The organism is Aquimarina sp., from assembly GCF_977115655.1.
Window position 1 is genome coordinate 1 of sequence record NZ_CDSBKO010000026.1, and the last position, 25,811, is coordinate 25,811.

Below are 25,811 nucleotides of genomic sequence, written 5' to 3' on the forward strand. Positions count from 1 at the left end.
TTAAAAAAGTCAAACCCTCGATATTTTAAGTTACACACTTAATGAAACAGTGTCGCCGTTTTAGAGAACAATTGTAAAAATCGGAAAAAAATTACACTTGTGTCTACTAGAATTGTTCCACTTCAGTACTTCCTTGCATTGCTACAGTAGAAGATTTTCCTGCGGTTACTGTGTTTTGTACAGCATCAAAATATGTGGTACCAACAAATCCTTGATGTTTTACAGCTTTGAAACCATCTTTTTGTAAAGTAAATTCTCTTTCTTGCAGTTCAGAATATCCAGCCATTCCTCGTTCTTTATATGCTTTTGATAATTCAAACATACTAGTGTTTAATGCATGAAACCCTGCTAATGTTATAAATTGGAACTTGTATCCCATCGTTGCTAGTTCTTCTCTAAATGTTTCCATTTCTTTAACGGTAAGTTTTGCAGCCCAGTTAAAAGAAGGAGAGCAGTTATATGCCAGCATTTGATCTGGGTATTTAGCATGTATAGCCTCAGCAAATTTACGGGCTTGCTCTAAATCAGGAGTACTGGTTTCCATCCAGATGAGATCTGCGTAAGGTGCATAAGATAATCCACGATCAATACCTTGCTCGATTCCATTTTTAACATAATAGAAGCCTTCATCGCTACGTTCTCCTGTTACAAATTTTCTATCCCGCTCATCGATATCACTTGTTAATAAGTTAGCAGCATCTGCATCGGTACGGGCTATAATAACAGCAGGTACACCCATAACATCTGCAGCAAGACGTGCAGCAACTAATTTGTTGATAGCTTCTTGTGTTGGCACTAATACTTTTCCTCCCAAATGCCCGCATTTTTTGGCAGAACTCAATTGGTCTTCAAAATGAACACCACTTGCACCAGATTCAATCATGGATTTCATTAGTTCAAAAGCATTTAGGTTTCCACCAAAGCCAGCTTCAGCATCTGCTACAATTGGTACAAGATAATCTTTTGTGTTTTTTTCTCCGTTTACTATCTGTATTTGATCTGCACGTAACAAAGCATTATTTATTCTTTTTACTACTTGGGGAACACTGTTTACTGGATATAAAGATTGGTCCGGATACATTTGCCCTGCAAGATTTGCATCGGCAGCAACTTGCCATCCACTTAGATAAATAGCTTCTAGTCCGGCTTCAACTTCTTGTACGGCTTGGTTTCCGGTTAAGGCTCCTAGTCCTGCTACAAAATCTTGAGTTTTTAACTTCATCCATAGTTTTTCTGACCCTAATTTGGCAATGCTATGCTCAATTTTATACGATCCTTGTAGTTTTACTACTTCTTGGGCAGTATAAGGGCGTTCAATATTCTTCCATCTTGGATTTGTAGTCCAATCAATAATTAACTCCTCTATTCTTTGTTCTGTACTCATGGCTTATGGATTTACTGTTTTTCTTAATTTGATTTATATTTTTTTAGATATACATATATGCTCTGTTGGTAAGAAATTCTTCAAATTCTGTATTGGTAACTAGTTTGTAAAAAATATCAACTGCATTTTGATAATTTTTGGTTGTAAATAAAGAATCTCCTGTTTGTTTTTTAATTACCTGTAGTTCTTCTTCAAAAATGGTTTCAAATAAATAATTGTCAAAAACTCTTCCGTCCTCTAATACAATTTCGTTTTTTAACCAATGCCATATTTGAGTTCTGCTAATTTCTGCAGTTGCAGCATCTTCCATTAGGTGATACAATGCTACTGCGCCATTACCGCCCAACCATGCTGCGATATAGTGAATACCCACGTTAATGTTTTGTCGAATTCCCTTTTCGGTAATAGTACCTTTGGGGACAGCTAAAAGATCTGCTTCTGTAATTTTTATATCGTTTCGTTTTACATCAATCTGATTAGTAGTTGGCATATATTTGTCAAAGACCTCCATTGCTAATTTTACCAAGTCAGGATGTGCTACCCAAGTACCGTCGTGTCCATTTTTAACCTCTCTTTCTTTATCAATTTTAACCTTTGCAAATGCTGTAGCATTTTTGGTTTCATCATTTTTAATAGGGATTTGGGCAGCCATACCTCCAATAGCAAGGATATTTCTTTTATGACATCTTTGTATGACTAAAGTGCTGTATGCATTCATAAAAGGGCTACTCATAGTAACTTGACTTCGATCAGGGACTATGAACCCTTTGTGGTTTTTTAGTTTTTTGATGTAACTAAAAATGTAATCCCATCTTCCGCAGTTTAATCCTACGATGTGATCTTTTAAAGCATATATTATTTCGTCTAGCTGAAAGCTTGCGGTAATGGTTTCTACAAGAACGGTAACTTTTACTGTACCATGCTCTATTCCTAAATACTCTTCAGAAAAATCAATTAGATCATTCCACCATATAGCCTCTGTATAATGTTCTAGTTTTGGTATATAATAATAAGGGCCAGAACCATTTTCTTTGAGTTGTTTATTATTATGAAAAAGATACAGTGCAAAATCAAAAAGAGAGGCGCTTATTTCTTCATTTTTTATTAAAAGATGCTTTTCATTAAGATGTAATCCTCTGGGACGTACAATTAATGTGGCTGTTTTTTCATTTAGGTGATAGGTTTTGTCTCTTTTAGGATTGTAGAACGAAATAGTTTTATTAACCGCATCCTTTAGGTTTTTTTGACCTTGCAGGCAGTTTTCCCAAAGGGGGGCATTACTATCTTCAAAGTCAGCCATAAAAGTTTTAGCTCCAGAATTTAAAGCATTAATAATCATTTTTCTTTCTACCGGACCAGTAATTTCGACTCTGCGATCTTGTAAATCTGAAGGAATAGATGAGGCAGCCCACTCACTATTACGAATCTCTTTGGTGTTTTCTGGAAAAGAAGGACGTACTCCCATGTCAAACAGCTGTTGTTGGTTTTCTCGGTTTTTTAAAAGAGTTAGTCGCCTTTTGTTAAAACGATCTTGCAAAGCGTTTAAGAAAATCAGGGCATCATCCGTCAAAATTTCCGGATGATAGTTTTTAATTTCTTTTGAAAAGCTAATTTTCTGACTAAGGTTTGTTTGAATTTCCATCTGCTTTAAAATTTTAAATGACGGGTCAATCTAATGATATGATGTGCCTGTCAATAATGACTTTTTCTTAAATACTCATTATGGGCTTCCATAACTAATATCGTTTGAGTGAACAATATTAAAAAAAAGTTTTTTATAAAACAAGCGAACGTTCGCTAAATGTTGTTTTTTTATTTTTTAGACAATTACGCAAAAAGTGTTACTTTTGGATTTATGGCAATAGCAGAAGAATATATTAGATTGATTTTTGGATTAAAAATCAAACAGATACGAACCGAAAAGGATTTGTCGCTTTTTGGGTTATCTAAATTGTGCGGACTTTCAAAATCGTACTTAAATGAGATAGAAAAAGGAAAAAAATATCCTAAGACAGATAAGATCATCAAGCTGGCAGAAGCTTTAGAAGTGCCTTATGATCACTTAGTTTCTTTAAAACTGGATAAAAACCTGACTCCGATAGGCGAGATTTTACAATCAGGAATATTGGATGAAATACCTCTGGAATTATTTGGTATACAGCAAAGTGATTTGATAGATATTATTGCAAATGCACCGTCTAAGGTGAATGCATTTATAAGTACTATTATAGAAATTGCTCAGCATTATAACATGAGTCGTGAAGGTTTTTATTTAGCTTCTTTACGATCGTATCAAGAGGCTCATAATAATTTTTTTAAAGATTTAGAAGATAAAGCTTTGCGATGTGCTAATACATATTCACTCGATTTAACAGGTAAGGTTACTTCTGTTGAGTTAGAAGAAATTCTAAAAGAAGAATATGGGTATACGATTACTATTTCTGGGATTCCAAAACAAGAAGAACTGGATAATTTAAGATCTGTATTTGTACCTTCGACTAAGACACTTTTGCTTTCTGACAGGGTAGATGAGGCACAAAAAACCTTTATTTATGCTAAAGAATTGGGATATCAATACTTAGAAATAATCGAAAGACCTTATACCTTTTCTTGGATAAAGTATGATAATTTTGAAGAAGTACTACATAATTTTTATGCTTCTTATTTTGCAGGAGCATTAATTATTCCTAGAATGCATTTAAAAGAAAATCTCAAAGAATTGTTTTCTATGAAACAGTTTTCTAAGGATACTTTTCATAAAATAATGAAATTATATAATGCCTCGCCAGAGTCTTTTTACCAACGATTAACTAATATATTGCCTAAAGATTTTGGAATGCAGAATGTTTTCTTCCTTCGGTTTACACATAAATTAGGTGCAGAAAAATTTAATTTGGTTAAAGAATTGCATATTACCCACCAACAGCAACCTCATGCCAATGAGGTTAATGAGCATTATTGCCGGCGATGGATGGCTATAAAAATTTTACAACATGTTGCTAATAAGGATTTGGATTATGCTTTTAATATTCAGATTTCTGATTATACAGATACAAATCAACAGTATTTGGTATTTACATCGGCAACAAAAGATCCTTTTAAAAAAAATTATTATCGCAGTATTGGGATCGGGTTTTTAAACTCTCCTGCTCTGGAAAAAAAGATACATTTTGCAAATGATCCAAAAATCTTAAAAGAAAAAGTAGGAGTTACCTGCGAGTCTTGTTCTCTTATGGATTGTGAAGTGAGAATGGCACCTCCAAAGAGATTATTGGCTAAAGATAAGTATAAGAAAACGGCAGCGCTGGTAGAAGATATCATGAAGAGGTATTCTTAATGAATTATGTTAGGTCATAGAGCATCAAAACTGAATATATAGCATTGGGTTTATTTAGGTATATTTTAATTGTCGCCCTAATTGTTTTATTCTATTTTTCATTTTTTTTAATTCCTTGTTTAACTCGTTTATTTCTATATTTTTAGTCTCTTTTCTAAAGATCATTTGTTGGCTTAGACCAAATAAAAAATTAGGATTTATATAGCAGATCAAAATGATTTTTTGTAATAAATCGTACCCGGGTTTTGTTTTTTTCTCGTCCCTTTGGGCTGTAATCTGCCAATAGTAATACTATCTATTGTACTACTACTTACGCTTGTTTTTTTGCAAATGAATTATTGCTCATATACGAGTGTTTGATAATTAACTTTGAAATCGTGCGTATAGAAATTGAATTTATCAAGGCAAAAAGCTTGTGCCAGACTTGATTTGGTAGTAGTTACAATTATTTTTTTTGACAAAGAATACATGAAAAAGAAATAATCTATTAGTGCTATTTCAAAGTTAAAAAGGTATGAGTAACAGAAATGCATACTAATATATTAAGAATATGTAAAATGTTTGGATTTTTATGTAATATGTTGGATCTTTAACAAGATTACATTTCCTACCCTGTTAAAATTAGATTAAAAAATCGAACTGACTTTTCTTTTTAGTATTGAATTGCTGAAGAGACAGTATTTATATGTTTATTATTTTAACCAATTTAAATAACCTATTCTATGGTTTTACAACAGTATTACACGCAAATTAAAGAAAAAATTGAAAGTATTATTAAAGATGATCCTTTGATAAATAACACGGTTAGATTGTTTAATGACAATGTTTTTAAAGAAGGAAATAGTATAAAATTTCCATTGATCATGTTTAGATATAATGATGTTTTTTGGAATACTTCTTCAGAAAAAGAATATAAAGCAGATGTTAACTTTAGTGTTTTTATTGTGTTAGAATCATTACTTAATGACGATTATATAAAAAGCTTTGAATTAGCTAGAAAAGTAGACGAAGCAATTCTTTTACATCCCACAAAAAGGGAGATTCTTCAAAATAATGGAGATGTATTGGCAGGAATTACAGATGTTAAACTAATTACTAATTCTGCATTTAAAATTAGAGAAGGGCAATCTATTGTAGAAGAGGATTATTGGAATAAGAATAATTTTTATATATGGGAAATAAATTATAAAACAACTTTAATAGAAAAAGAATATAAGAAGAGATACACAATGATTTCTAATAATTTCTTTGTTGAGCAAGATATAACAAACAATGAAGAACAATTACGTATAGATCTTAAAAGAATAGGATTTGATTTGGATGATTATTATTTGGTAGAGCAAAATGGGAAAAAACTATTGGTGTTTAAAAATGTAGAAGAACAGATTTTAACCAGCTTAACTAAAAAATAGGCTCTAGAAGATTATCATAATTAATAAAAAATTAAAACCTAAACTTAAAATATATTCTTAAGATGAAAAGAAGTTATGAGTTATTAGAAAAAAGAAGAAAATATGTTCAAAATTATGTGGCAGACAACCAACATAAACAAATGAAACTTATTGTGGCAGAGCTTTCAGATCAATTATTTTTATCAGAAAGAACCATTTATAATATTATTAATCAAGATCCTATTTTTTGTGATGTAGCATAAACTACTGAAACTACTGTTTTATCAAGTCTCGTTTTTAGTTTTTTTACAGAAGTGATTTTACATTTAAGAAATATTTTTTTTAAGTGTTAAAATATAAACTTTATAAACTAATAAATAATGGGTGTTTTATTTAATGATGTAGTCATAAACAAATTATCCGGAGGCTTGGGGCGTCGAACTCCGGATCAGGATATGATCTCGGGACTCTTATTTGATGGTCCTGATACTATGGTAAAAGATAAAGATGGTAATAATACCAGTGAAACTCTTTTGAGTGATGGTCAATTGTATCGTTTAGCATCTTTAGAAGATGCTATAGGTTTAGGCATTACCTCGTCTTACGATAGAGCAGGGGTTTCTGCATATTATCAAATATCTCAATTTTTTAGAATGAATCCATCTGGAGATTTATTCATTATGAAAGCATCAGAAAGCACCTATCCAAAACTGGTTGAAAAAGCAGAAGAGATGTTGCTAAAAGCTGATGGAGAAATCAGACAATTAGGTATTGTTTTTAGTACAGGAGCGTTTGCAACTACAAAATCTGCAATAGAAAAAGCAAAAACAATAACAGAAAGTGCATTTGAAAATCACAGACCTGTAGAGATTATTTTAGAAGGAAAAGGATTTGATGCATCAGATAATGCCCCTTATGATCTAAAAGAATCTAATGCGCAAAATGTATCTGTTATGGTAGCAATGGATAAAGAGAAGGCTGGCCAGATTAGGTATTTTGACACTACAACAGCAGAATTGTATGAGTTAAAAGAAGGAGATAGCGTAGATGCAGATGGTAAAGTAACTAACAGTACAGATCCGTCTATTGTAATAGCTACTGTAGAAGCAGATACGGTATCCTACTCCAAAACAGCTGCTGTAGGAGTTTTATTAGGAGCAGTATCCAAAGCAAAAGTATCAGAAAATATAGCTTGGATAGAAAAATTCAACCTTACAGGTGAAGGGTTTAGATCTATTGGATTTGTTGGAGGTACAGAGCTTAAAACAGAAGGAACTCAAAAAACAATAGACGCTAATAAGTATATATTTGTACGTAAACACACAGGAATAGCAGGAATTTATTTTAACGATAGCCATACCTGTACCGAGTCTACATCAGATTTTACTTTTATAGAAGCAAATAGAACTATACATAAAGCCGCTCGAATAGCAAGAACAGCATTACTGCCAAAAGTAAATGCACCAGTACTGGTAGATCCAGATACAGGTACACTACCACCTTCTACCGTAAAAGGATATGAAACTTTGTGTCGGGCAGCGTTAGAAAGAATGATTAGCAATGAAGAAGTTTCTGAAATAGATGTGTATGTAAATCCCAATCAAAATATACTGGCAGATTCTATTTTGCAAGTAAAAATAGCGATAGTACCAATGGGTACAGCACGTAGAATAGAAGTGAACTTAGGATTTAAAAATCCTTTTGGTTTAAAAGCATAATAAAATAAAAAAAGCAGAACATGTCACAGTTACCATTAATAAATGGCCAACGTCACAGTTGGTCATCCATAGAAGTAAATCTTTTAGACAGAATAATTACGGGGATCACCTCTATTAATTATGACGACTCCGAAGCAAAGGAAAATCATTATGGAGCAGGCAATATGCCAGTACACAGAGGTAGAGGTAAATATGAAGCAAATGCATCTATGACCCTTTATAATTATGAAGTAGAAGCTATACAAGGAGCACTCCCAAGAGGAAGACGATTGCAGGATGCCCCTCCTTTTGATGTAAAAGTGAGTTTTTTAGATGATAGCAATCAAGTCATTACCCATGTGATTCGCAATTGTGAATTTAAATCCAACAATAGAAACATGAGTCAGGGAGATACCAAAATAGAAGTGTCTTTAGATCTTATTGTCTCACATATCGAGTGGAATTAATAAAAACTAGTTAAAAAAACGTGTTTTTTGCTGTCATTAGCTGTAGAATCGAAAATAAAAGAATACTCACTTTGCTTATATTTTCGATTCTGCTAGGATGACAGTTTTGTTATACAACCCAAATTATTAATGTCTTTTTATAAAATATAAAACTCAGTATTTGTTATCATGCCAAATATGTAGAAGTGTTCTTAATATTTTAATCCACATTGTGGAGGTTAATTCTCTGAGGTTTGCCTCGAAAACAAAATATATTTTCGGAAGCATACCTCGTGAGTTTACTCCGAGGTTATTGATTCTTCAAAGATTTTATTTACAAAATCAGACGAACAATAAAAAAGGCTAGCTAAATAAGGTAGATAATTTGGTTTGTTATTTTTTAATCAGGCACTATTATAATTTATATGGAAAATACAGAAACAGCATCAAAAGTAACTTTACTAGATGGTAATATTACCGAAACACAATTAAAACACTGGAAACATAAACATAAAAGAGTAGTAAAGCTTTCTATAGAAGATGATGATGGTACCGTGTTGTTTGCATATTTTAAAAAACCAACCATTGCCATTCGATCTGCAGTATTACAAGCCTCAAAAATGGATGAGTTTAAAGCATTAGAAGTATTATTTAAGAATTGTTATCTGGGTGGTGATCCAGCCATCGAAGAAGAAGACGATCTGCGCTTAAATATTACCACTTCATTTTCTGATTTTATCCAACCCAAACCAGTAAAAATAGAAGTATTGTAAACCTATGTCCATATATATTAACAAGCTCCAGGCTAACGGAAATACTCTTGAAGAAGCGATAGAAGACTTCAAAAGAAAACTGGAGTATGTTATGGATCCCTTATATCCCAAGGAGTTTGAAACCAGAGAGATCAATGGGCAAAAATATATATACTATAATGGGGAGTGGGCACTACAACTTGATGAAGTAACGGTAACAGCAAAGGCAATAAGCAATGTAAGAGCCTTTATTATTGCACCAGAAGGAATACGTTTACATAAAACAGCACACCCTAATGATCCAGGGGTTATTGCAGCCAGAGAAGGTAGAAGCATAGGAACTGCTAATATTTCTACAAAAATATACAAACCAGGAGAAGAAATCCTGTATATAGGTCCATCCCAACATGCAGAAGGTTGGGCACTTGTAAAAACAAGCGATAGTAAACAAGGACATATCCAACGACATCATATCCTGATTCTTGCCAAAAATGCGATTTTGGACAATTTTACCAAAGCGTACTACTATGTGGCTAAACAAGGGGAAGGAGTAGAAAGTATTATCAATCAGTATTATTCGAACTATAATTTTAAAAGAGGAAAAGATAAAAGAACGATTGCAGAAGCTTTGATATTTTTAAATCAGACAAGTGGTCATCAACATGGGTTATATTTTAAGCAAGAAGAAAAAGGGGTTTTAGAAAAAATACAGAGTGGTGTTGTAGACGCTCACGACCCTTGGTTTAAAAAAGCCAGAGATATGTATACCAGTGTGCAGATCCCTTTACATACGGTATTACGAATACCTACCGAAGCATATATAGATTATCTGGATACCATAGGTAAACTATCCAAACGTCCCGACCTAATCAATGAGATGATTAACGTAGGAGAAATTGTAGTAGATGTAGCTGCTGGTATAGCAGGGGTTATTGTTGGGATTGTCGAGGGCTTTGTGATGGGTATTTGGGATGCTCTGGTGGGTCTGGTAGATTTGGTAACCTCGATTATAGATGTGGTTAAAAAACTACTATCCGGCACTTTTATTAAAGACCTGGAAAAAATGTATGCCATGATGATGAATTTATCATGGGAGCAAATCAAAGAAATGGGAGATGCCATTACAGGAGGACTAATTACCCAAATCAAAAATTTTGGGAATTTATCTGCTTTTGAAAAAGGAAGAGTGATCGGTAAAATTATAGGAGCAGTAATACTAGAGGTAGTATTGGCAATATTTACTGGTGGCGCAGTCAATGCAGCAAAATGGGCAGGAAAATTAGGTAAATTTGCTAGTGTAGCCAAAAAAGTGGCCAAAGCAGGAGATGATATTTTAGGACCGTTAAACAAGATGAATAAAAAACTGTTGGATGATTTAAAAAATAAGATTCCAACAAAGTATAAAAACAAATTTGGTAAAGGAGATTATGATGATAAAGATGAGAAAAATATTTATAGGCAGTTATTATTAAATCAAGCAAGAGCAACTGCCGAGATTCTGGATGCTAATGGGAGTACAATACAAGAATTGTTGTCAACACTTAATACCTCTGAAAAAATATACCCTAAATTAGGGAACGTAAAATGGCCAACCAAACACATACAGGATAATATCTATAGTATTGGCATGGTCGCCAGTGATGAGAAATGGGTAGATAAGCATTTTACGAGTGGGGATGGTGAGAGAAGAGAAGAAATGAAAGAGTGGAAGGATTATGGACAAGATATCAAGGGGACTAAAAAATATAGACCCCATGAAATAAAAGCTTTTCTAGAAGTTGAGAAAAAATTTGGAATAAAAACACGCCCATCAAAATTAGGAGAAGCCGGAGATATAATTGGGTTAACTGGTAAGTTTAAAGATAAAAGTATTGATTTAGCTGGGTTAGAACCTAAAGCGATTCCAGCTTGGAAACGAAATCCAATTAAAAACTTCAATAAATTTAAAGGTAATGTTGAAAAACATTTTAAAAAAATGGAGAAAATACCACCTCTGGATGTCTATATATTAGATCTTAAGTATCTTGACGATATTGATAAGAGTTTTAGGAAGCAGTTGATGGATTATATTTATAATCCAGATTTTAAATATAGTAAATTTGTGAATGATGAGAAGTTTAAAATTATTAATTAAAAAAAATGTTTAGAGATATATATATAGATTATGAAGAAGATAAAGGGTTTTGGTTAGAAGAGCGCTTTCTAGAAGTTCTTAGCTATTATGTTTGTTTGGTATTCGAAAAAAAGGGTTTAGAAGATAGACCAGAATGGTATTTGGAAGTTTATGATGATTTTTTAGTAATTACACATGGGTATAATTCTGGAAATCAAGGGTTTTTATTTAAAGAATATCTTGATTTTAAAAAGGAAAGGGAGGGAGTTGTGATTTCGATTTTAGAAGAAACCAAGAAAATGTTGTTGTCTAAAGGCAAAGAAATAGGTCTTGAAGAATTAGCAAAAACAGAAGAAAGGAAAATTCATAAAGATTTTGTAAACGATTGGCCTATTCCTTTACAGGTTAATAGCTTTATTATTGTTATTGATTTTATGATTCAAATGTTTCAACATAAATGGGAGGAAGATAGAACAGTTTGGTTTAAAGGATATCCACATCCTGATGGAGCAGATGTAATTTGATCGAATTACTTTGCTATCCGAAAAAATTGTATCCTGATCTAGAAAACGTAAAATGGCCAACCAAACACATACGGGATAATATCTATAGTATTGGCATGGTCGCCAGTGATGAGAAATGGGTAGATAAGCATTTTACAAGTGGAGATGGAAAAACTAATAAAGTTAAAAAACACAATGAAGTTGAGATTGTTGATAGTACAGGAAATCCAATTGGGGAGTTCGATGCAATAGATATTGATTTAAAAACATTTGTTGAAGATAAGTCGGCTAAAGGATTGAATACAATTAACCCTAGAACAGGTAAGCCTTATACAACACCAATAAAATGGGCAGAAAAACAATTGTATGAAAAAACTGTTGTAAGAATTAAAAATTTAAAAGAAGCTTCAAGAACAAGAGCTACAAAAGGTAATTCCGCTCCTTCGTTAGACGAGATTAAAAATTTCAAAAAATTAATTTTCAAGATAGAAGAAAGCGGGAATGAAGCATTGGAACAGGCAGTAAAAACTCAATTAAACAAACTAAGAGTTGAATTTCCTAATTGGGAATTTGATGTAAAATTTGGAAACTAAAATAATAATATGTCATACTCAATTTTAATTAAGCAGAAAGAGAAAAGTACAATAGAGGTTTTGTTTTCAACTAAGTCGTTTTATGAAAACTATTGGTTAGAATTATCAAGTAAATTAAATTTATCTTTAATACCTGAGTTTCAATATGGTATTGAGATTGAATATGGTGAATTAGAAGAATTGCTTATTGAATTTTCAGAGATAAAAAAACATCTTATAAATAAAGTACCTAATAATGAATACGAACAAAAAATTCTAAAAAGAATTGATTATATAGAAAAAGAAATAAGTAAGATAGACTTTGATAAAACAAAAATAGAACAGATTTTTATCGGCTAATTTTATTCAAAAAGATGGAGAAACACCTCCTTTTTACAATGAAATAATGGATTATATAAAAGAGAATCATAATTTTAGTAAACTAGTAAATTATAAATAATGATTATGGGATATGTTATTGTAGAGTATAAAGAGCAATCCTTCGAAGAAAACCCCGAAATGATTACTTGGGTTCAGTTATTTTTAATACGATTACTCAACGAAATGCCAAACAGAGAAATATGAATGGATGAATTGATTGAGGAATGGGATGTTAATACCAAAATAGATATATATAAATACTTTTTTGATGAAGAAATTCTTGATAATGAAAAGAAAGAAGAATGGGCGTTGAATTTTATGTCAAAAGCAGAAGAAAGAATAAAAGAGATGAGTCTCAATGATTTTTCAAGTTTTATAAAAGAGAAAATTGGTGAGGATGTAGATTTTGAGAGAATTAAAAATATTCTAAAAAGAGTTAGAAAAATGCTAAAAAGTAATGTTTAATAGATTCCCAGCTTCCCCTAGAGTGGTCGCTTGTGCTAGTTTGTAACTAGTACCGTATAAAATTGGCAGGCAGTAGTAGGAAATACAGTAAAACAGCTCCGTTTTCTGACTTTGCAGAAGAATTAAGGAAATCATAGAACAATACTAGGAAGTATGATATAGTAGCAAAAGGTTAAAAAAGAAAAGTGATCAAACCCGATAAACATATAGACATAGGTACTTTTGATATTAATATCAAACAATTAGCTGCGGATGAGACTCCCGAGTATATAGTACAACGTTTGCAACAAGCAATGTTAGAAGTGCTTAATAAACAAAGGGATAAATTAAATACAGTATCTACTTTACAAGTAACCCAACAACCTGTTATATCTCCACCGGTATTTGCTAATAGTGGATTACCTGTTTCTTTTGGTGCCAGTTCTTCTGTAGCAAGATTAGGAAGAACAGCGAGTTCGAGTTCTTTTTCAGGAGGGATTTCAAGGTCTAAGGCATCTACAAATGCTAATGTATCAGAAACAAGAGAAACAATATCTGCCGATACGATTTTAGATGCTACTATAAATACAACATCCAATATTAAAAGTGCCGCAACAACAAACCATAAAAAAGAAGTGCTTGTAGCGCAAATTAGGAAAAAATACCTTGCTAAAACCTCTGGAGATTATACTCCAGACAGAGTGCCCTATTGGGAAGATATTATCGATCAAATAGAAAAAGGAGCAGATCTCGAAGCGTTGATCAAGTTGCCAGAGCATGCCGAGCTCAAAGAAATATATCAGGAAGTTATAGCGAATAAAAAACCAACCAAAGTACTTACCGAGAAGATACTTCGTGATCGCATGATCCAGGAGATCGAAGAAAAGTATATTGAAAACGAAAAATTAGAGCCTACAAAAAAAAGCTATTGGGAGTATATCCTTTATAAATTAAAGAATACAGATATTACTTTGGCAGATATTCTAAACCAACATCAAGAACTATTTATGTTTATGGATTTGGTAATGCCCGAGTTTGATTCATTGTCAGATACCTTAAAAACAGTAACCTCAGATAAAGTATATAAAGCATATAGAAATGTATACCCAAAATTAGGAACTGCACAGATATATGCCGCTTTAGGAACCCTTAGAGATAAAAAAGGGAAATCAGTTTCTTTAGTAACAAAAGATAAAAAGGGGATAAAACAGTTAAAAGATACCTCAATTAAATTCACAGCCGATAGTGCAAGCCCAAATACAAATTGGAAAATTTATAAAAAAGATGGTACCTTATTAAGTACTCATGTAGATATTGGGCAGGAGTTTGTATTTGTTTTTGCAGAATATGGTGAGTTTGTTATCGAAGCTTATGGTCATACTGCAGAATATAAAAACCTAACCACGCAATACAAAAAAGCAAAAGAAGGTAAAAAGAGTTACATAGCGGTTCATATCAAAGAGCCTGAGTTAGAAAAAATACAAGTAGAAGGGATTAAGGATAAAGCACATCTGGAGCACGATGCTAATAAAGAGTATACATTTACAGCTATTGCCGATATTATGTCAGAACAAACTTCTGCAATAGATATTACTTGGAAACATTTCTATAAACCAACCAAAGCAGCAGGAAATAATGAGTTTATAGAATTGGATAATATAGGAAATAGGTCAGGAACAACCTATACTACAAAATTCGAAAAGCCAGGGTGTTATAAAATCGAAGCAAGCACAAATAATAAGACGATTAGTCATATTTTTATCCTAGGTGGAAATTATATTACAGCGATCAAAGAAAAAAACAATAAAACAACGATCCTTTATAAGGAAGCAAATTCTTTAAGCTTTATTCCTGTTGCCTATAAACTTAAAGGCAAAACGATTAAAGAAGATAAGATACGTTGGTGGGTAAAAAAAGGAGAAAAACGAATAGGGGAAATCTATGTAGGTACTACTTTTAAAGTTTCCCAAACCAAAGGAATCGATGAAGGGGTGTATAAGGTTATCGCTTGTGTTGATGACCCTGTTTTTGGTAAAAAATATGCTTCTACAGAAGTTGCTATTGTACATCCAAAAGTTAGAGACACCTATTGGTGTGATGAGAATAAAGAACCAAAAGTACTTTCGGGATTACGAGGAGAAACTAGCCATATTTGTGGAAAGATTACCGATTTTAGTAAACGATCTATAGATGTAGAAGTATATCAAGAAAATAAGGTAATATATACACTTAAAAAAGCTGCAGTAACTCAGGATGATGGTACCTTTATGTTATGTATCTCCATAAACGACGTACTAAACAAATCAAAATCTACAACACCATTAACTTATAAAATTAAGGGTAGTGACTACGTACTTAAAGATCAGGAAAATGTATGTTCTTCTAGTTTAGAATTAACCAAAAAAGCAGCAATCAAAGAAGCCTATTTTATGTATGGTAATCAATTGCTATCTCCAATCCAACATGCAGTACCTTATGGTACAAAAATTAAAATAGTAGTCGAGGCTACTAATATGGTGGGTATGGCATTAGAGCTAGAATTATATAAAGCAAAAAATAGAGATGATCATTCGTATAATAAAAGTTCTATACGTACTAAAAATAAAGTGATTATTAACTCCCATGGAAAAGCAATTGTCGAATTCGAATTGCAAAAAGACTGGGCAAAGGATCATAAAACGCATACATACTTGTATGTAGGAGCAGAATCCGATACTTTTGGCAGTTACTTTACCAAAGAGTTTCATTCTCGTATGGTGTTGGCGTATCAGGAGGGGGATGTGTTGGATGATGGTGTAGAAATAATAACAAAGGATAAATCTTTAAAGAATATTGGTTCATGGCCAGTTGAGGAAAAATTCAAGAATTGGACTAGGAAAATTGATAGTGGTGTAGAAAAAAGACACGTTAAAAGAGTAAAGACAGCAAGTAGAAATCATCAAGGATTAGACATTAATTTTTCAGGAGGTGGTAATACAGATATCGGCGCACCTGTTTATGCTACTCATGATGGCTTTATTAGTTTTTTACAAGATAATCCTTCGACTACTGCTGGGAGACATATTCATATAACATCTTCTGATAAAATGTTTGTGACACGCTATTTACATCTAAGTAAAATAGTTATTGAAAATGGGCAAAAAATATTAAAGGGTCAAAAAATAGGTGAATTAGGAGCTTCATATAATGGAAAAGAAATTCATCATAAAATGAGTGCTCATTTACACTACGAGATAAGAACTGCAAAGAATGGTAAGATAGATAAGGTTATTGATCCACTAAATGGTGGTAAATATAAGGGTAGAGGATCAGATGTTGATCTCGTTGATCCTCAAGATTGGATTGGTAATCCATCTTTATTTAAACACTTAATTACAAAAGAAGATCATTATGATTAATAATAATGTTAATAGTAGATTTTGGGTTGTAAAAATCTACACAAAATTCAATACTTATATAAGTAATTTAATTCTTATTTCTTTAATTCTGTTTTCTTGTAATTCTGAAATTAAAAATACAGATAAAAAAGATAACAGTAATATTTTGAATAAGAACCATATAATAGAAAAAGAAAAAAATCTTATTGAGGATTTTGATGTTTTTTTTGAAAGATATCGCAGAGACAGCGTTTTTCAGAAAGAAAGAACTAATGATGTTTTATTGTTTTTTTCTTACCCTGACGAAGAGAATCTTAAGGTGTCTAAACATACTAAAGAGGATTTTGATTTTTTTGATTATACAGAAGATGATTTAGCATATAATAAAGAAAGTAACGCTTATAAAGTTAAACTTGAAGTTGAAACTGATTCAATAATTTACTATAGATTAGGGATTGATAATGGAATTCATATGTTTGAAGTATACAAAGTCGTCAAGAATGATAAATGGTATCTAACCGCTATACACGACTATTCGCATTGACCCAAGCTCTATAAAGTTTGCAACTAAGGGCTTCGAAAAGTCTCCTGAATTAGCATTTGTTATAAAAAAATATAAGATGAACCATAGCAGTAATGTTTTGATTTTTGTATGAAAAATGGATTTGCTTACCAAATCAAAATCTACAACACCATTAACTTATAAAATTAAGGGTAGTGACTACGTACTTAAAGATCAGGAAAATGTATGTTCTTCTAGTTTAGAATTAACCAAAAAAGCAGCAATCAAAGAAGCCTATTTTATGTATGGTAATCAATTGCTATCTCCAATCCAACATGCAGTACCTTATGGTACAAAAATTAAAATAGTAGTCGAGGCTACTAATATGGTGGGTATGGCATTAGAGCTAGAATTATATAAAGCAAAAAATAGAGATGATCATTCGTATAATAAAAGTTCTATACGTACTAAAAATAAAGTGATTATTAACTCCCATGGAAAAGCAATTGTCGAATTCGAATTGCAAAAAGACTGGGCAAAGGATCATAAAACGCATACATACTTGTATGTAGGAGCAGAATCCGATACTTTTGGCAGTTACTTTACCAAAGAGTTTCATTCTCGTATGGTGTTGGCGTATCAGGAGGGGGATGTGTTGGATGATGCTATTGAGGTTGTGGGAGTTAAAATGAAAAATAAATATAACCCTGATCATAGTGATTTTCATGATCCAGTTATTAACCCACAAGTTAGGGGATGGTATAATAAATCCTCTAGAATTAATAAAGATTCAAATATTTCAGGGTGGAATCCCTATGCTTCTATGAATATTAATAAAAATGCAAAACATAATTTTATTGATGAAGTTATAAAATATGGTAAACCGCAAAGAGCAACAGGGGGACATGGGGGTATTGATATTTATGCTCCTGTCGGAACTCCAGTCTATGCATGTGTTGATGGAGAGATAACCCATCATGAAATGTTAAGTTCTAAAGGAGGTTTTATGACCCAAATAACTGGTGAGTATAAGGGGGAAAAATATCATTTTCAATATTTGCATCTTATGCAAATTGAAAAAGAGAGGTTTAGGTTCTATAATAATTATGGCAGTAAAAATGTACTTAACGATGGTTGGCTAAAGTATACCGAGTTAACTGAAGAGCTTATTGACCCCATAATGAAAGAAAAGTATAAAATGCAATATAGCGGGACAAAAATACAAATAGATAACAATACGATAGATATTGATATCGCAATTATGATAGAGGACAAAATGATGGTTAAAAAAGGTCAAATTATCGGTTATACAGGTTCTACGGGAAACTCTTATCAAGGAAAAGCCAAAAATCATTTGCATTTTGGCGTAAAAGATATGAGCGAAAAACGAATATCTCCTTATGAATTATTAAAGAAACATATTAAGCTTGATATATCAGGAAAAGAAACTAGTAAAAAGCAAGATGGTATAACACCAAGCAGTAAATGGTAATTAGATTTAAACATTATGAAGACTATAGCGTATTATATTATATTACACTTTGTAATAGTTGGCTGTAAAACTGAAAAGAAGCAAACAATTCATATATCGAGAAGTAATGATACTATTGAAGTAAATAATACTGTTAAAGATACTGTTGTATCAAAGCAAATCAATTCAAAAGACTTAAAGGGTAAATTAATAGGTAAAACATATAGTAATATATATGAAATATCTGAATTTAAAGATTATTATAGCCCAGGAGGACATGGGGTAGGTAGTACTTTTAGAGGTAAAGAATATTCTATTAAAATAGTTCATATTAAAGAAGGGATAACAAGTTTTGTAATTTTTAACGAAGCTTTTGTTTCTGAATCAGATGTTGTATATAAAATTTTAGATGTTTTAGATCTTACAAAAAAAGAGTACTATACGATTCTAAAAGATAATGATAAAATACTATATTCTGGTTTTGGTTATAAGGATGGAAAAAATGATCAAGAAATAATAGCTATAGCTCAATATGATGAAAATGCAGAGTTTTTAACAAAAATATATAAAGCTTGGCGGGCAGATCGTAAAACAGAAAAAATAATTGAAATACCTGTTGATGGTATTAAGGTAGAGAATATGGATTATGGGTTATGATCCCGATGATCATTATAGCTTTCGAATTACAAAAAGACTGGGCAAAGGATCATAAAGCGCATACATACTTGTATGTAGGAGCAGAATCCGATACATTGGGCAGTTACTTTACCAAAGAGTTTCATTCTCGTATGGTGTTGGCGTATCAGGAGGGGGATGTGTTGGATGATGGTGTTGAGGTTATGGGAAGAAAAAAAGAAGGTATAAAGACAAAAACCGTAGATTATGAAAAAATAGCGAAAAGTTTAGGGGTAGATCCTAATGTAGCAAGTGCTATAGCTAAAGTAGAATTTAGCGGATCGGGATTTTATAAAGGCGGAGGTATGAAAATTCAGTTTGCGGCCTCGCCTTATTGACAGATAATTCTGGATTTTAGCAGTAGAGAAATTTTCTTTAAACAATAATAGAGGAGTGTAACCAATTTCAGGCAAGATTATTGATACTATCTTTTAAAAATAACCAAGATGAAAACGCTAACAATCATTCTTATATATATACTATCATTTTCTTTTACATCTTATAAGGATTTTGATACACAATATAGAACCTCCAAAAAAAACGCTGATTTACAAAAACTCGATTCCTGTTATTTTAATAATAAAAAATTATATGGCAAGATACGTTTGGTAGAAGATATATATGATGCCGATATAAAAGTACAGATCGTTAATAGTTTTCCGGATTTAAAAGTACAGTTTGTAGAAAATTTTGCAGATCAATGTGGAGAGTGGCAAATCGTAGAATTTGGCGAAGATCTAAAAGTATATTTTACAGAAAGTTTTCCGGATATCAAAATTCAGCCTGTAGCCAATTATCCCGGGTTGCCGTAGAGGATAGTAATAGTTTCTTCTTTTGTTTCAACGTAGGATCAATGTCATTAAGTTAAGCTGTATCATTTTAAGGATTAAACATCTGTAAAAGCAAAATACTTCTTTACTTCTACTATGGATTGTAGCCTTTAGTTTGTACTGAGCTAAGTCAAAGTGCTGAAATGACAAGCAGAAAGTATTGTATTTTGGATATTTTGTCATTCCGGCGTAGGCCGGAATCTATAATTAACATGTTTTAAATCAATAGTTTAAATTTTTTGCTTAATGACATGGAGCGTAGGCTGGGATCCAATGTATTGTTGTTTTGTTTCTATCCACTGTGTATTTTATAATTCTGTTAGTAATCCTATCTAGTATTTGCGTTAGGGATAGAAGCGACATCCTTTTTATTTGTTACTGGTAGCATATTTTGTATAGAGTACAGTCGATTACAAATAAAAAGATATAGCGTATAGCCCGCTCGAACGCCTAAAAAGACTTTAATCCAAAAATTTATACAAAAATTCAGGTTTTCAATGCAATAAAAAAGCATTAGTAATACTCTGAGTTTTTTTTATTTACAAAAAACTTACTGCAAACACAGAAAAGCCTTTGTATAGGTCAAATATTCCTGTATCAAGTTTTCTATTTTTATACATAGTAGATAGGAACAAATCAAAACAGGAGTATGAATTTAAGAGCTACAAACTCAGAACAAAGTCAGGGACTTAATGAAAACCCGCCAATACCCGATACCACAGGTATAGGTAGTGTTTTGACTAATAAAAATCATACTGTACCTACAATAACCATAGGGAATATAATTGTTAATAGTGAATCTGGAAGAGCACAGCAAGGATCTGTTCGGGAAGAATTAGATAAAGCAAGAAAAGATATCTCTTTATAAATGTAAATGTATGGATGAGGTAGCATCACAAATAAAGCATTGGAAACAACAATATAAAGATGTCATCAAAGTACAATCTGATGAGGAAATCGCCTATTTTAAAAAGCCAACATTATCTATAATGGATCGCTATACGGTAATGAAAGAAGAAGGTAATGTATATGAGGCGTTAGAATATCTTTTTTATCAATGTGTATTAGAACAAAAGGAGTATGAAGATGAGTTTGTGTTGTCGGCAGGAAAATCTCTAATACGACAATCAACAATCGATAAAACACATACTATTAGTAGTCAAACAGGTAAAGATGAAATTAAAAAGTCTGCTGCTTTGGTACGGCACTATTTTCATATAGATCCATACGATCTGCCAATAGATGAGTTTTATAAACTGGTATCAGAAGCCTTGTGGCTACAAGAACATAAAAACAAACAACTCGAAGTAACGCTTGCTACTATTTTGGTAAGAACATTTGCCAACAGTACAGTGTAATTTGAAAAAAAGTATAAAAAATGGGTTTTAACATTAATCTTACCAAGGCACTGGATCAATATGAAGGATTGGTAGATTATGCTATTCAGGAAGTAGCAGATCTTGGGATTACAGAATTTAAAGATTTTATTATAGATAAAAAAGGAGGAGAATTTAACCTTCCGGTATTTGCTCCCTTGATTTTTGAACCTGTAATCAAGAAAAACCTGGTTCTTCCTTTTTTGCGTATAGATGCCGTGAATATTTCTGCAAGCAGATCTAAAAATATAGTAAAAACTGCGATCGAAGGCAGGGATCACACCGTAAAAGAACATATCTCTAATGGAGATTTTAGCATATCAATCAATGGTCTTATCGCTAATGATGAGTTTACAAAAGACTACCCAAAAGGAAAATTGTTCTTACTCAAACAATTTTTGAACGCCCCATATTCCCTAAGGATTACCCATGCTATACTTAATCGCTTGGGAGTATATGAGATTGTGATCGATAACTATAGTATCCCATCTATAGATGGAGTAAAAAATATTCAAAAATTTTCTTTACAGGCAACATCAGATGAGCCTATAGAATTAATTATAAGAGATAATGTTTAATCTTAACTGTAAGATCAAAATTTATGAAACCGATACGGCATTAAAGCCTGTAGGAGACGTTTTTCAGTTTTCGCATGTAAAAGATGTTGTGATTACCTCTTCTCATAAACATTTTACAGATACTGCGGTAGTTAAAATGCCCAAAACGTTAGTAATTAACCCGTTAAATAATGCATTAGGAATAGAGATTTCCCGCAGATTGCCAATAGATTTAAAGCAGCGTAGCATTTACGAGTTTTTTAAACAAGATCATTATATAGAAATTTTTCTTGGGTATGATGGTAATTATAAACCAGCTTTTAGAGGATATATTAAGGCCGTAAAAGGAGATGCGCCGGTTTGTATCGAGTGCGAGGATTTTATGTATTTCTTAAAAAAACATAAAATAGTAGCAGATGCAACCGCAGATGTAGAAGAAGACCCTAAAAACCCTATTTCCAATAACCCGTCTGAACGTGTAGAGAATGCAATAGAATTTGTTAGAAATCGACTACAAGAACTAGATGTACCTTTTGCAGTAGAGATTTTAGAAGAAAAAATAGATACCCTGATCATTAATCGAAACCATAACATTGTTCAGTTTTTAAATATGCTCAAAGAAGAGTATGATATCCACTCCTACTTTAAGTTAGAAGAAGATACTAGTGTATTGCATATAACCAACAATCCATTAGTATACGAAGCAGAGGATATAGAAAAAGTTATGGATAAATATAAGATTCAGACACAAAAAATACCATTACCAAAAACACTTTTAAAAAAAGCACTTTCTGTATTGGGAGTACGGGATGTGATTAACTTTTTTAAAAGCGATTCTTTTTTAGGAGAAGGAAGGTTCAGGTTTCATTACAACATCATACAAGATAATTTAAAAGTAAAAGAAGAAAGTGTTCATAAAATAAGGGTACGTGCCGAAAAATACTTTATAAATTCTAATACCCCTATTTATGTTGAAGTAGGAGATCCAGATGGGGAGTTAGTAAAAAAATATATACTACATGAGGATAGTAAATCTTTACCAGTAGAAGATGAAATTGCATATAAAAAGGAGGTTCAAGAGGCAGAAGCAGCTTTAAGTTCTTTTGCCAGTTTGCGATTAGCAGGTTTAAAACAAACCGGACTTACAGGAACTTTTGTGACTTTTGGAGAACCTTTTATGAGGCCAACAGACCGGGTTTTTTTGGAAAATTCTGAAGATATCGAAAAAAATGGAGTCTTTCAGGTAGAAGAAGTGCAACGTAGTTATGGGCTGGGGGGATATCGCCAAACCATTAGTTTAGGAAGACAAGTTTCAAAACAGAAAGCAGAGTAATCGAATATGGAAATTTCACAAGTCATAAAAAAAATAGCGAATGAAGGTCATAAAATACAGACTTGTGCAGCAAAAGTAATTCGGGTTAATATAGAAGGAGACAGCTCTTTACACGAGGCTGAAGAAGCGTATACCGTAGATGTAATTAGAGCAGATGGAGCCAAGATTAATAATGTAAGACTTAAAGCTTCTATACAAGATAAAGAGCAAGGGTTAATTTGTATACCCAAAGAAGGGAGCTGGGTATTGATATCAATTATTGAAACTACAGAAACCAGAGCCTTCATTTCTCAATATTCTGAAATAGATAAAATATTTTTACGTATAAAGAATGACGATGATACTTATTTTCAAATGCAATCGGATGGAAATGCTGCGAAATTATCATTTAAAAGGTTAGAATCTGTAGGTAATACGGCTACCAATACACCGCCAATCTATAAAGGTGTTTCAAGTGTGAACTATTCATCAGATACAGTTAAAATTGATTTTGATGAAGGAGCAGGGTACCAAGCAGTACTACAAAAAGAATCGATCGTATTTAAACACGAAGGTAAAGGATTGAATTTTGAGATGGGAGATAAGTTTGTGTTAAAGGTTGGTGAGAACAATTTAAAAAATCAACTAAATGATTTGATAACAGAAATATCAAAAATAGTAGTAGCTCAAGGAGTAAGCCCTGATGTAGGAGCACTCGTTGCGATAAATAATAAGATTAATCAAATACTAGAATAAGTATGCCTTTAAAAGCAAATTCTTTAGCAAATGATATTAAAGTTGCCTTAAAAAACAATGTGAATATAGGAGGAAATCCTCCTGATAACAATACAGATGCACAAAATACAATTAACAACTATATAGATACGATGGCATCAGCAATAGCAACAGCGGTAGTAAATCATATAAAAACAAATATGAAAGTAACATCCACTGGTACAGGAAATAATGGGGCTCCTGTTGTATCCAATTCCACCATAATAAGTTAATCTTATGGAAGATTTTAAATTAGATAAAAACATGGATTTGAGTATCAAAAACGGTGATTTTGCAATAGGAGATACCGATCAGCAAAATATAGAACTTCTGTTGTTATCCCATAAAGGAAGTTTTAAAGAATACCCAATTCTTGGAGTAGGGATAACAGATTACCTAAAAAGCCCAGAGATAATATCCAGATTAAGATTAGAAAATGAAATCAATAACCAATTAGAGTATGATAATTTTCAGGTAAAGGATTTAGATGTAAACAATTTAGAAAATATTCATATCGATGGGAGCTATTAAACCACAAGAAAATCAAAATATCTTGGATATATCCTTACAAGAGTATGGTAGTATAGAAGGATTGTTTCAACTTATGGATGACAATCAGATCCATACAGGACATCAGGAATTATCTGTATACGAAGATGTCGTAGTAAAAAGCCCTCCTGTAAAAAAAGATATTGTAGAGTTTTATGTATCCAGAAATATAAAACCTGCTACAGGAGTAACCGACAAGGAAATTGACCTGTTTAAAGATAAAAGAAATTGTGAAGGGATAGGCTGTATGGAAATTGAATACGATTTTATTGTATACAAAGACCCAGAAGCTGAACCAAAAACTTGCTTAGAACAAATATTGTATCCTAAGCCTCAAAGATAAATAGCGATTATAAATAACTCATAAAGATGGCGCGCACGATTGCAGAAATACAACAGGAAATCTTTGTAGAAAAAGAAAAATATACAGAGTTAGCAGAATTGAACAGTAGCTCTAAAACCAGTATTTGGCGTTTATGGATCTATATTGTTTCTACCGCTGTATGGATACATGAAAAAATAGTAGACAAAAATGCATTGTTATCCAGACCACACACTCTTAGTTGGTATAGAGAGCAAGCTCTAAACTATGTACATGGAGCAGATCTGGTATGGAAAGATGGGTATTTTCAATTCGATTTAGGCAATATTAGTGATGCAGAAAGTAAAAAAATTATTAAGCATTGTGCAGTATCTGAGCGTTTGTATGAAGACTTGGAAAGCGGAGAAGAAACAGATCCCGAAACCCTATCTGATCTAATAAGTGAATTTTATTATAATCAGGTAGGTATCATTTTTATGAAAGTAGCGAAACAAGATGGAGATAAAATAGTACCTCTTTTAAAAGCAGAACGCAAAGCTTTTAGAGCATATATGAATGAAATCAAAGATGCAGGAACACAGATAAAAGTACTATCTACTATAGGAGACGCTGTACTTATCGATGTAGATGTGTATGTAGACCCGTTAGTACTATATACAGAAGGGGAAAATACAGGAAAACTAATTAGAAATTTATCAGACACACCTGTGGAGACTGCTATAAAAGAGTACATAACAACTTTAGAGTTTAACGGATCTTTTGTTCCCACTTTCTTGATAGATCATATTCAAAAAGCAGAAGGAGTAAACTTACCTATTTTAAGAAAAGTAATTGTTAATTACAAACAACAAGATATGTTAGATGGCGAAAATACCACTATAAATAGTAAAGATAGAATAGTAATACTGGATGATAAAGATAACAAAAAAGAATATCCCTTTTTTGTTCCATCGTCTGGGTATTTTGATATAGATACAAGTTTTATAAGGATACAATATAAGCCATATAACCTTCAAACCGATGCTAGTTTTGATATTTAAGAAAAT

General features: G+C 32.2%; 28 protein-coding genes. 26 read left to right on the forward strand and 2 right to left on the reverse strand.

The genetic code is table 11. The annotated features are described in order from the left end of the window. Positions 1–106: 106 nt before the first annotated feature. On the reverse strand, positions 107–1,384 hold the full coding sequence (gene aceA, locus ACZIYX_RS12240; protein ID WP_462682533.1) for an isocitrate lyase: 1,278 nt from the start codon (positions 1,382–1,384) through the stop codon (positions 107–109). A gap of 43 nt (positions 1,385–1,427) precedes the next feature. Further along, positions 1,428–3,026: a malate synthase A gene (gene aceB / locus ACZIYX_RS12245; protein ID WP_462682534.1), complete on the reverse strand. Its 1,599-nt coding sequence runs from the start codon at positions 3,024–3,026 to the stop codon at positions 1,428–1,430. 219 nt (positions 3,027–3,245) lie between these two features. Between aceB and ACZIYX_RS12250 the strand changes: the two genes are divergently transcribed. From ACZIYX_RS12250 to ACZIYX_RS12375, 26 genes are all read left to right on the forward strand, one after another. Further along, positions 3,246–4,721 carry a helix-turn-helix domain-containing protein gene (locus ACZIYX_RS12250; protein WP_462682593.1) on the forward strand — a complete coding sequence of 492 codons (1,476 nt, stop codon included), beginning with the start codon at positions 3,246–3,248 and terminating at the stop codon, positions 4,719–4,721. Between the two features lie 722 nt (positions 4,722–5,443). Continuing rightward, positions 5,444–6,133 carry a hypothetical protein gene (locus tag ACZIYX_RS12255; protein WP_462682535.1) on the forward strand — a complete coding sequence of 230 codons (690 nt, stop codon included), beginning with the start codon at positions 5,444–5,446 and terminating at the stop codon, positions 6,131–6,133. Positions 6,134–6,195: 62 nt separating this feature from the next. Beyond that, the gene (locus ACZIYX_RS12260) at positions 6,196–6,375 is read left to right on the forward strand and encodes a hypothetical protein (protein ID WP_462682536.1); all 180 of its coding nucleotides are present in this window, start codon (positions 6,196–6,198) and stop codon (positions 6,373–6,375) included. A 117-nt stretch (positions 6,376–6,492) separates the two neighbouring features. Next, positions 6,493–7,830: a DUF2586 family protein gene (locus ACZIYX_RS12265; RefSeq protein ID WP_462682537.1), complete on the forward strand. Its 1,338-nt coding sequence runs from the start codon at positions 6,493–6,495 to the stop codon at positions 7,828–7,830. A 20-nt stretch (positions 7,831–7,850) separates the two neighbouring features. Continuing rightward, positions 7,851–8,276, forward strand: coding sequence for a hypothetical protein (locus ACZIYX_RS12270; protein WP_462682538.1), 426 nt, complete (start codon positions 7,851–7,853; stop codon positions 8,274–8,276). Between the two features lie 404 nt (positions 8,277–8,680). After that, positions 8,681–9,028: a hypothetical protein gene (locus tag ACZIYX_RS12275; RefSeq protein WP_462682539.1), complete on the forward strand. Its 348-nt coding sequence runs from the start codon at positions 8,681–8,683 to the stop codon at positions 9,026–9,028. Positions 9,029–9,032: 4 nt separating this feature from the next. Continuing rightward, on the forward strand, positions 9,033–11,141 hold the full coding sequence (locus tag ACZIYX_RS12280; protein WP_462682540.1) for a hypothetical protein: 2,109 nt from the start codon (positions 9,033–9,035) through the stop codon (positions 11,139–11,141). A gap of 5 nt (positions 11,142–11,146) precedes the next feature. Then, a complete protein-coding gene (locus ACZIYX_RS12285) occupies positions 11,147–11,644 on the forward strand; it encodes a hypothetical protein (RefSeq protein ID WP_462682541.1) in 498 nt (165 codons plus the stop codon). A gap of 26 nt (positions 11,645–11,670) precedes the next feature. After that, positions 11,671–12,216 carry a hypothetical protein gene (locus ACZIYX_RS12290; protein WP_462682542.1) on the forward strand — a complete coding sequence of 182 codons (546 nt, stop codon included), beginning with the start codon at positions 11,671–11,673 and terminating at the stop codon, positions 12,214–12,216. A 9-nt stretch (positions 12,217–12,225) separates the two neighbouring features. After that, positions 12,226–12,555 (forward strand): hypothetical protein, encoded by a 330-nt coding sequence (locus ACZIYX_RS12295; RefSeq protein WP_462682543.1) that lies wholly within the window; start codon positions 12,226–12,228, stop codon positions 12,553–12,555. 225 nt (positions 12,556–12,780) lie between these two features. Beyond that, entirely contained in the window at positions 12,781–13,041 is a 261-nt protein-coding gene (locus tag ACZIYX_RS12300) for a hypothetical protein (protein WP_462682544.1), read from the forward strand. A gap of 185 nt (positions 13,042–13,226) precedes the next feature. After that, on the forward strand, positions 13,227–16,418 hold the full coding sequence (locus ACZIYX_RS12305; protein ID WP_462682545.1) for a M23 family metallopeptidase: 3,192 nt from the start codon (positions 13,227–13,229) through the stop codon (positions 16,416–16,418). Further along, a complete protein-coding gene (locus ACZIYX_RS12310) occupies positions 16,411–16,941 on the forward strand; it encodes a DUF4348 domain-containing protein (RefSeq protein WP_462682546.1) in 531 nt (176 codons plus the stop codon). Before ACZIYX_RS12305 ends, ACZIYX_RS12310 begins: the two co-directional genes overlap by 8 nt. Positions 16,942–17,056: 115 nt before the next feature. Continuing rightward, positions 17,057–18,391 (forward strand): M23 family metallopeptidase, encoded by a 1,335-nt coding sequence (locus ACZIYX_RS12315; protein ID WP_462682547.1) that lies wholly within the window; start codon positions 17,057–17,059, stop codon positions 18,389–18,391. A 15-nt stretch (positions 18,392–18,406) separates the two neighbouring features. Continuing rightward, positions 18,407–19,027 carry a hypothetical protein gene (locus ACZIYX_RS12320; RefSeq protein WP_462682548.1) on the forward strand — a complete coding sequence of 207 codons (621 nt, stop codon included), beginning with the start codon at positions 18,407–18,409 and terminating at the stop codon, positions 19,025–19,027. Next, complete coding sequence (locus tag ACZIYX_RS12325; RefSeq protein WP_462682549.1) at positions 19,024–19,383, forward strand: hypothetical protein; 360 nt, start codon at positions 19,024–19,026, stop codon at positions 19,381–19,383. The genes ACZIYX_RS12320 and ACZIYX_RS12325 overlap by 4 nt, the downstream gene beginning before the upstream one ends. A gap of 108 nt (positions 19,384–19,491) precedes the next feature. Beyond that, the gene (locus tag ACZIYX_RS12330; RefSeq protein WP_462682550.1) at positions 19,492–19,857 is read left to right on the forward strand and encodes a hypothetical protein; all 366 of its coding nucleotides are present in this window, start codon (positions 19,492–19,494) and stop codon (positions 19,855–19,857) included. Between the two features lie 667 nt (positions 19,858–20,524). Further along, on the forward strand, positions 20,525–20,743 hold the full coding sequence (locus tag ACZIYX_RS12335) for a hypothetical protein (RefSeq protein ID WP_462682551.1): 219 nt from the start codon (positions 20,525–20,527) through the stop codon (positions 20,741–20,743). A gap of 10 nt (positions 20,744–20,753) precedes the next feature. After that, a complete protein-coding gene (locus tag ACZIYX_RS12340) occupies positions 20,754–21,233 on the forward strand; it encodes a hypothetical protein (protein WP_462682552.1) in 480 nt (159 codons plus the stop codon). Positions 21,234–21,253: 20 nt separating this feature from the next. Continuing rightward, positions 21,254–21,829: a DUF6046 domain-containing protein gene (locus tag ACZIYX_RS12345; protein ID WP_462682553.1), complete on the forward strand. Its 576-nt coding sequence runs from the start codon at positions 21,254–21,256 to the stop codon at positions 21,827–21,829. After that, a complete protein-coding gene (locus tag ACZIYX_RS12350) occupies positions 21,822–23,141 on the forward strand; it encodes a hypothetical protein (protein WP_462682554.1) in 1,320 nt (439 codons plus the stop codon). The genes ACZIYX_RS12345 and ACZIYX_RS12350 overlap by 8 nt, the downstream gene beginning before the upstream one ends. 6 nt (positions 23,142–23,147) lie before the next feature. Further along, positions 23,148–23,876 carry a hypothetical protein gene (locus ACZIYX_RS12355; protein WP_462682555.1) on the forward strand — a complete coding sequence of 243 codons (729 nt, stop codon included), beginning with the start codon at positions 23,148–23,150 and terminating at the stop codon, positions 23,874–23,876. Positions 23,877–23,878: 2 nt separating this feature from the next. Continuing rightward, positions 23,879–24,127 carry a hypothetical protein gene (locus tag ACZIYX_RS12360; protein WP_462682556.1) on the forward strand — a complete coding sequence of 83 codons (249 nt, stop codon included), beginning with the start codon at positions 23,879–23,881 and terminating at the stop codon, positions 24,125–24,127. 4 nt (positions 24,128–24,131) lie between these two features. After that, positions 24,132–24,425 carry a hypothetical protein gene (locus tag ACZIYX_RS12365; RefSeq protein ID WP_462682557.1) on the forward strand — a complete coding sequence of 98 codons (294 nt, stop codon included), beginning with the start codon at positions 24,132–24,134 and terminating at the stop codon, positions 24,423–24,425. Beyond that, positions 24,412–24,786, forward strand: a complete 375-nt coding sequence (locus tag ACZIYX_RS12370; protein WP_462682558.1) for a hypothetical protein — start codon at positions 24,412–24,414, stop codon at positions 24,784–24,786. Before ACZIYX_RS12365 ends, ACZIYX_RS12370 begins: the two co-directional genes overlap by 14 nt. Before the next feature lie 26 nt (positions 24,787–24,812). Further along, positions 24,813–25,805: a hypothetical protein gene (locus ACZIYX_RS12375; protein ID WP_462682559.1), complete on the forward strand. Its 993-nt coding sequence runs from the start codon at positions 24,813–24,815 to the stop codon at positions 25,803–25,805. The last annotated feature ends 6 nt before the right edge of the window (positions 25,806–25,811 follow it).

What these genes read in the sequence shown, in the direction of transcription:
- aceA (WP_462682533.1), bottom strand. Translation starts at nt 1,384, where the DNA reads ATGAGTACAGAACAAAGAATAGAGGAGTTAATTATTGATTGGACTACA.
- aceB (WP_462682534.1), bottom strand. Translation starts at nt 3,026, where the DNA reads ATGGAAATTCAAACAAACCTTAGTCAGAAAATTAGCTTTTCAAAAGAA.
- ACZIYX_RS12255 (WP_462682535.1), top strand. Translation starts at nt 5,444, where the DNA reads ATGGTTTTACAACAGTATTACACGCAAATTAAAGAAAAAATTGAAAGT.
- ACZIYX_RS12260 (WP_462682536.1), top strand. Translation starts at nt 6,196, where the DNA reads ATGAAAAGAAGTTATGAGTTATTAGAAAAAAGAAGAAAATATGTTCAA.
- ACZIYX_RS12265 (WP_462682537.1), top strand. Translation starts at nt 6,493, where the DNA reads ATGGGTGTTTTATTTAATGATGTAGTCATAAACAAATTATCCGGAGGC.
- ACZIYX_RS12270 (WP_462682538.1), top strand. Translation starts at nt 7,851, where the DNA reads ATGTCACAGTTACCATTAATAAATGGCCAACGTCACAGTTGGTCATCC.
- ACZIYX_RS12275 (WP_462682539.1), top strand. Translation starts at nt 8,681, where the DNA reads ATGGAAAATACAGAAACAGCATCAAAAGTAACTTTACTAGATGGTAAT.
- ACZIYX_RS12280 (WP_462682540.1), top strand. Translation starts at nt 9,033, where the DNA reads ATGTCCATATATATTAACAAGCTCCAGGCTAACGGAAATACTCTTGAA.
- ACZIYX_RS12285 (WP_462682541.1), top strand. Translation starts at nt 11,147, where the DNA reads ATGTTTAGAGATATATATATAGATTATGAAGAAGATAAAGGGTTTTGG.
- ACZIYX_RS12295 (WP_462682543.1), top strand. Translation starts at nt 12,226, where the DNA reads ATGTCATACTCAATTTTAATTAAGCAGAAAGAGAAAAGTACAATAGAG.
- ACZIYX_RS12300 (WP_462682544.1), top strand. Translation starts at nt 12,781, where the DNA reads ATGGATGAATTGATTGAGGAATGGGATGTTAATACCAAAATAGATATA.
- ACZIYX_RS12310 (WP_462682546.1), top strand. Translation starts at nt 16,411, where the DNA reads ATGATTAATAATAATGTTAATAGTAGATTTTGGGTTGTAAAAATCTAC.
- ACZIYX_RS12315 (WP_462682547.1), top strand. Translation starts at nt 17,057, where the DNA reads ATGGATTTGCTTACCAAATCAAAATCTACAACACCATTAACTTATAAA.
- ACZIYX_RS12320 (WP_462682548.1), top strand. Translation starts at nt 18,407, where the DNA reads ATGAAGACTATAGCGTATTATATTATATTACACTTTGTAATAGTTGGC.
- ACZIYX_RS12325 (WP_462682549.1), top strand. Translation starts at nt 19,024, where the DNA reads ATGATCCCGATGATCATTATAGCTTTCGAATTACAAAAAGACTGGGCA.
- ACZIYX_RS12330 (WP_462682550.1), top strand. Translation starts at nt 19,492, where the DNA reads ATGAAAACGCTAACAATCATTCTTATATATATACTATCATTTTCTTTT.
- ACZIYX_RS12335 (WP_462682551.1), top strand. Translation starts at nt 20,525, where the DNA reads ATGAATTTAAGAGCTACAAACTCAGAACAAAGTCAGGGACTTAATGAA.
- ACZIYX_RS12340 (WP_462682552.1), top strand. Translation starts at nt 20,754, where the DNA reads ATGGATGAGGTAGCATCACAAATAAAGCATTGGAAACAACAATATAAA.
- ACZIYX_RS12345 (WP_462682553.1), top strand. Translation starts at nt 21,254, where the DNA reads ATGGGTTTTAACATTAATCTTACCAAGGCACTGGATCAATATGAAGGA.
- ACZIYX_RS12350 (WP_462682554.1), top strand. Translation starts at nt 21,822, where the DNA reads ATGTTTAATCTTAACTGTAAGATCAAAATTTATGAAACCGATACGGCA.
- ACZIYX_RS12355 (WP_462682555.1), top strand. Translation starts at nt 23,148, where the DNA reads ATGGAAATTTCACAAGTCATAAAAAAAATAGCGAATGAAGGTCATAAA.
- ACZIYX_RS12360 (WP_462682556.1), top strand. Translation starts at nt 23,879, where the DNA reads ATGCCTTTAAAAGCAAATTCTTTAGCAAATGATATTAAAGTTGCCTTA.
- ACZIYX_RS12365 (WP_462682557.1), top strand. Translation starts at nt 24,132, where the DNA reads ATGGAAGATTTTAAATTAGATAAAAACATGGATTTGAGTATCAAAAAC.
- ACZIYX_RS12370 (WP_462682558.1), top strand. Translation starts at nt 24,412, where the DNA reads ATGGGAGCTATTAAACCACAAGAAAATCAAAATATCTTGGATATATCC.
- ACZIYX_RS12375 (WP_462682559.1), top strand. Translation starts at nt 24,813, where the DNA reads ATGGCGCGCACGATTGCAGAAATACAACAGGAAATCTTTGTAGAAAAA.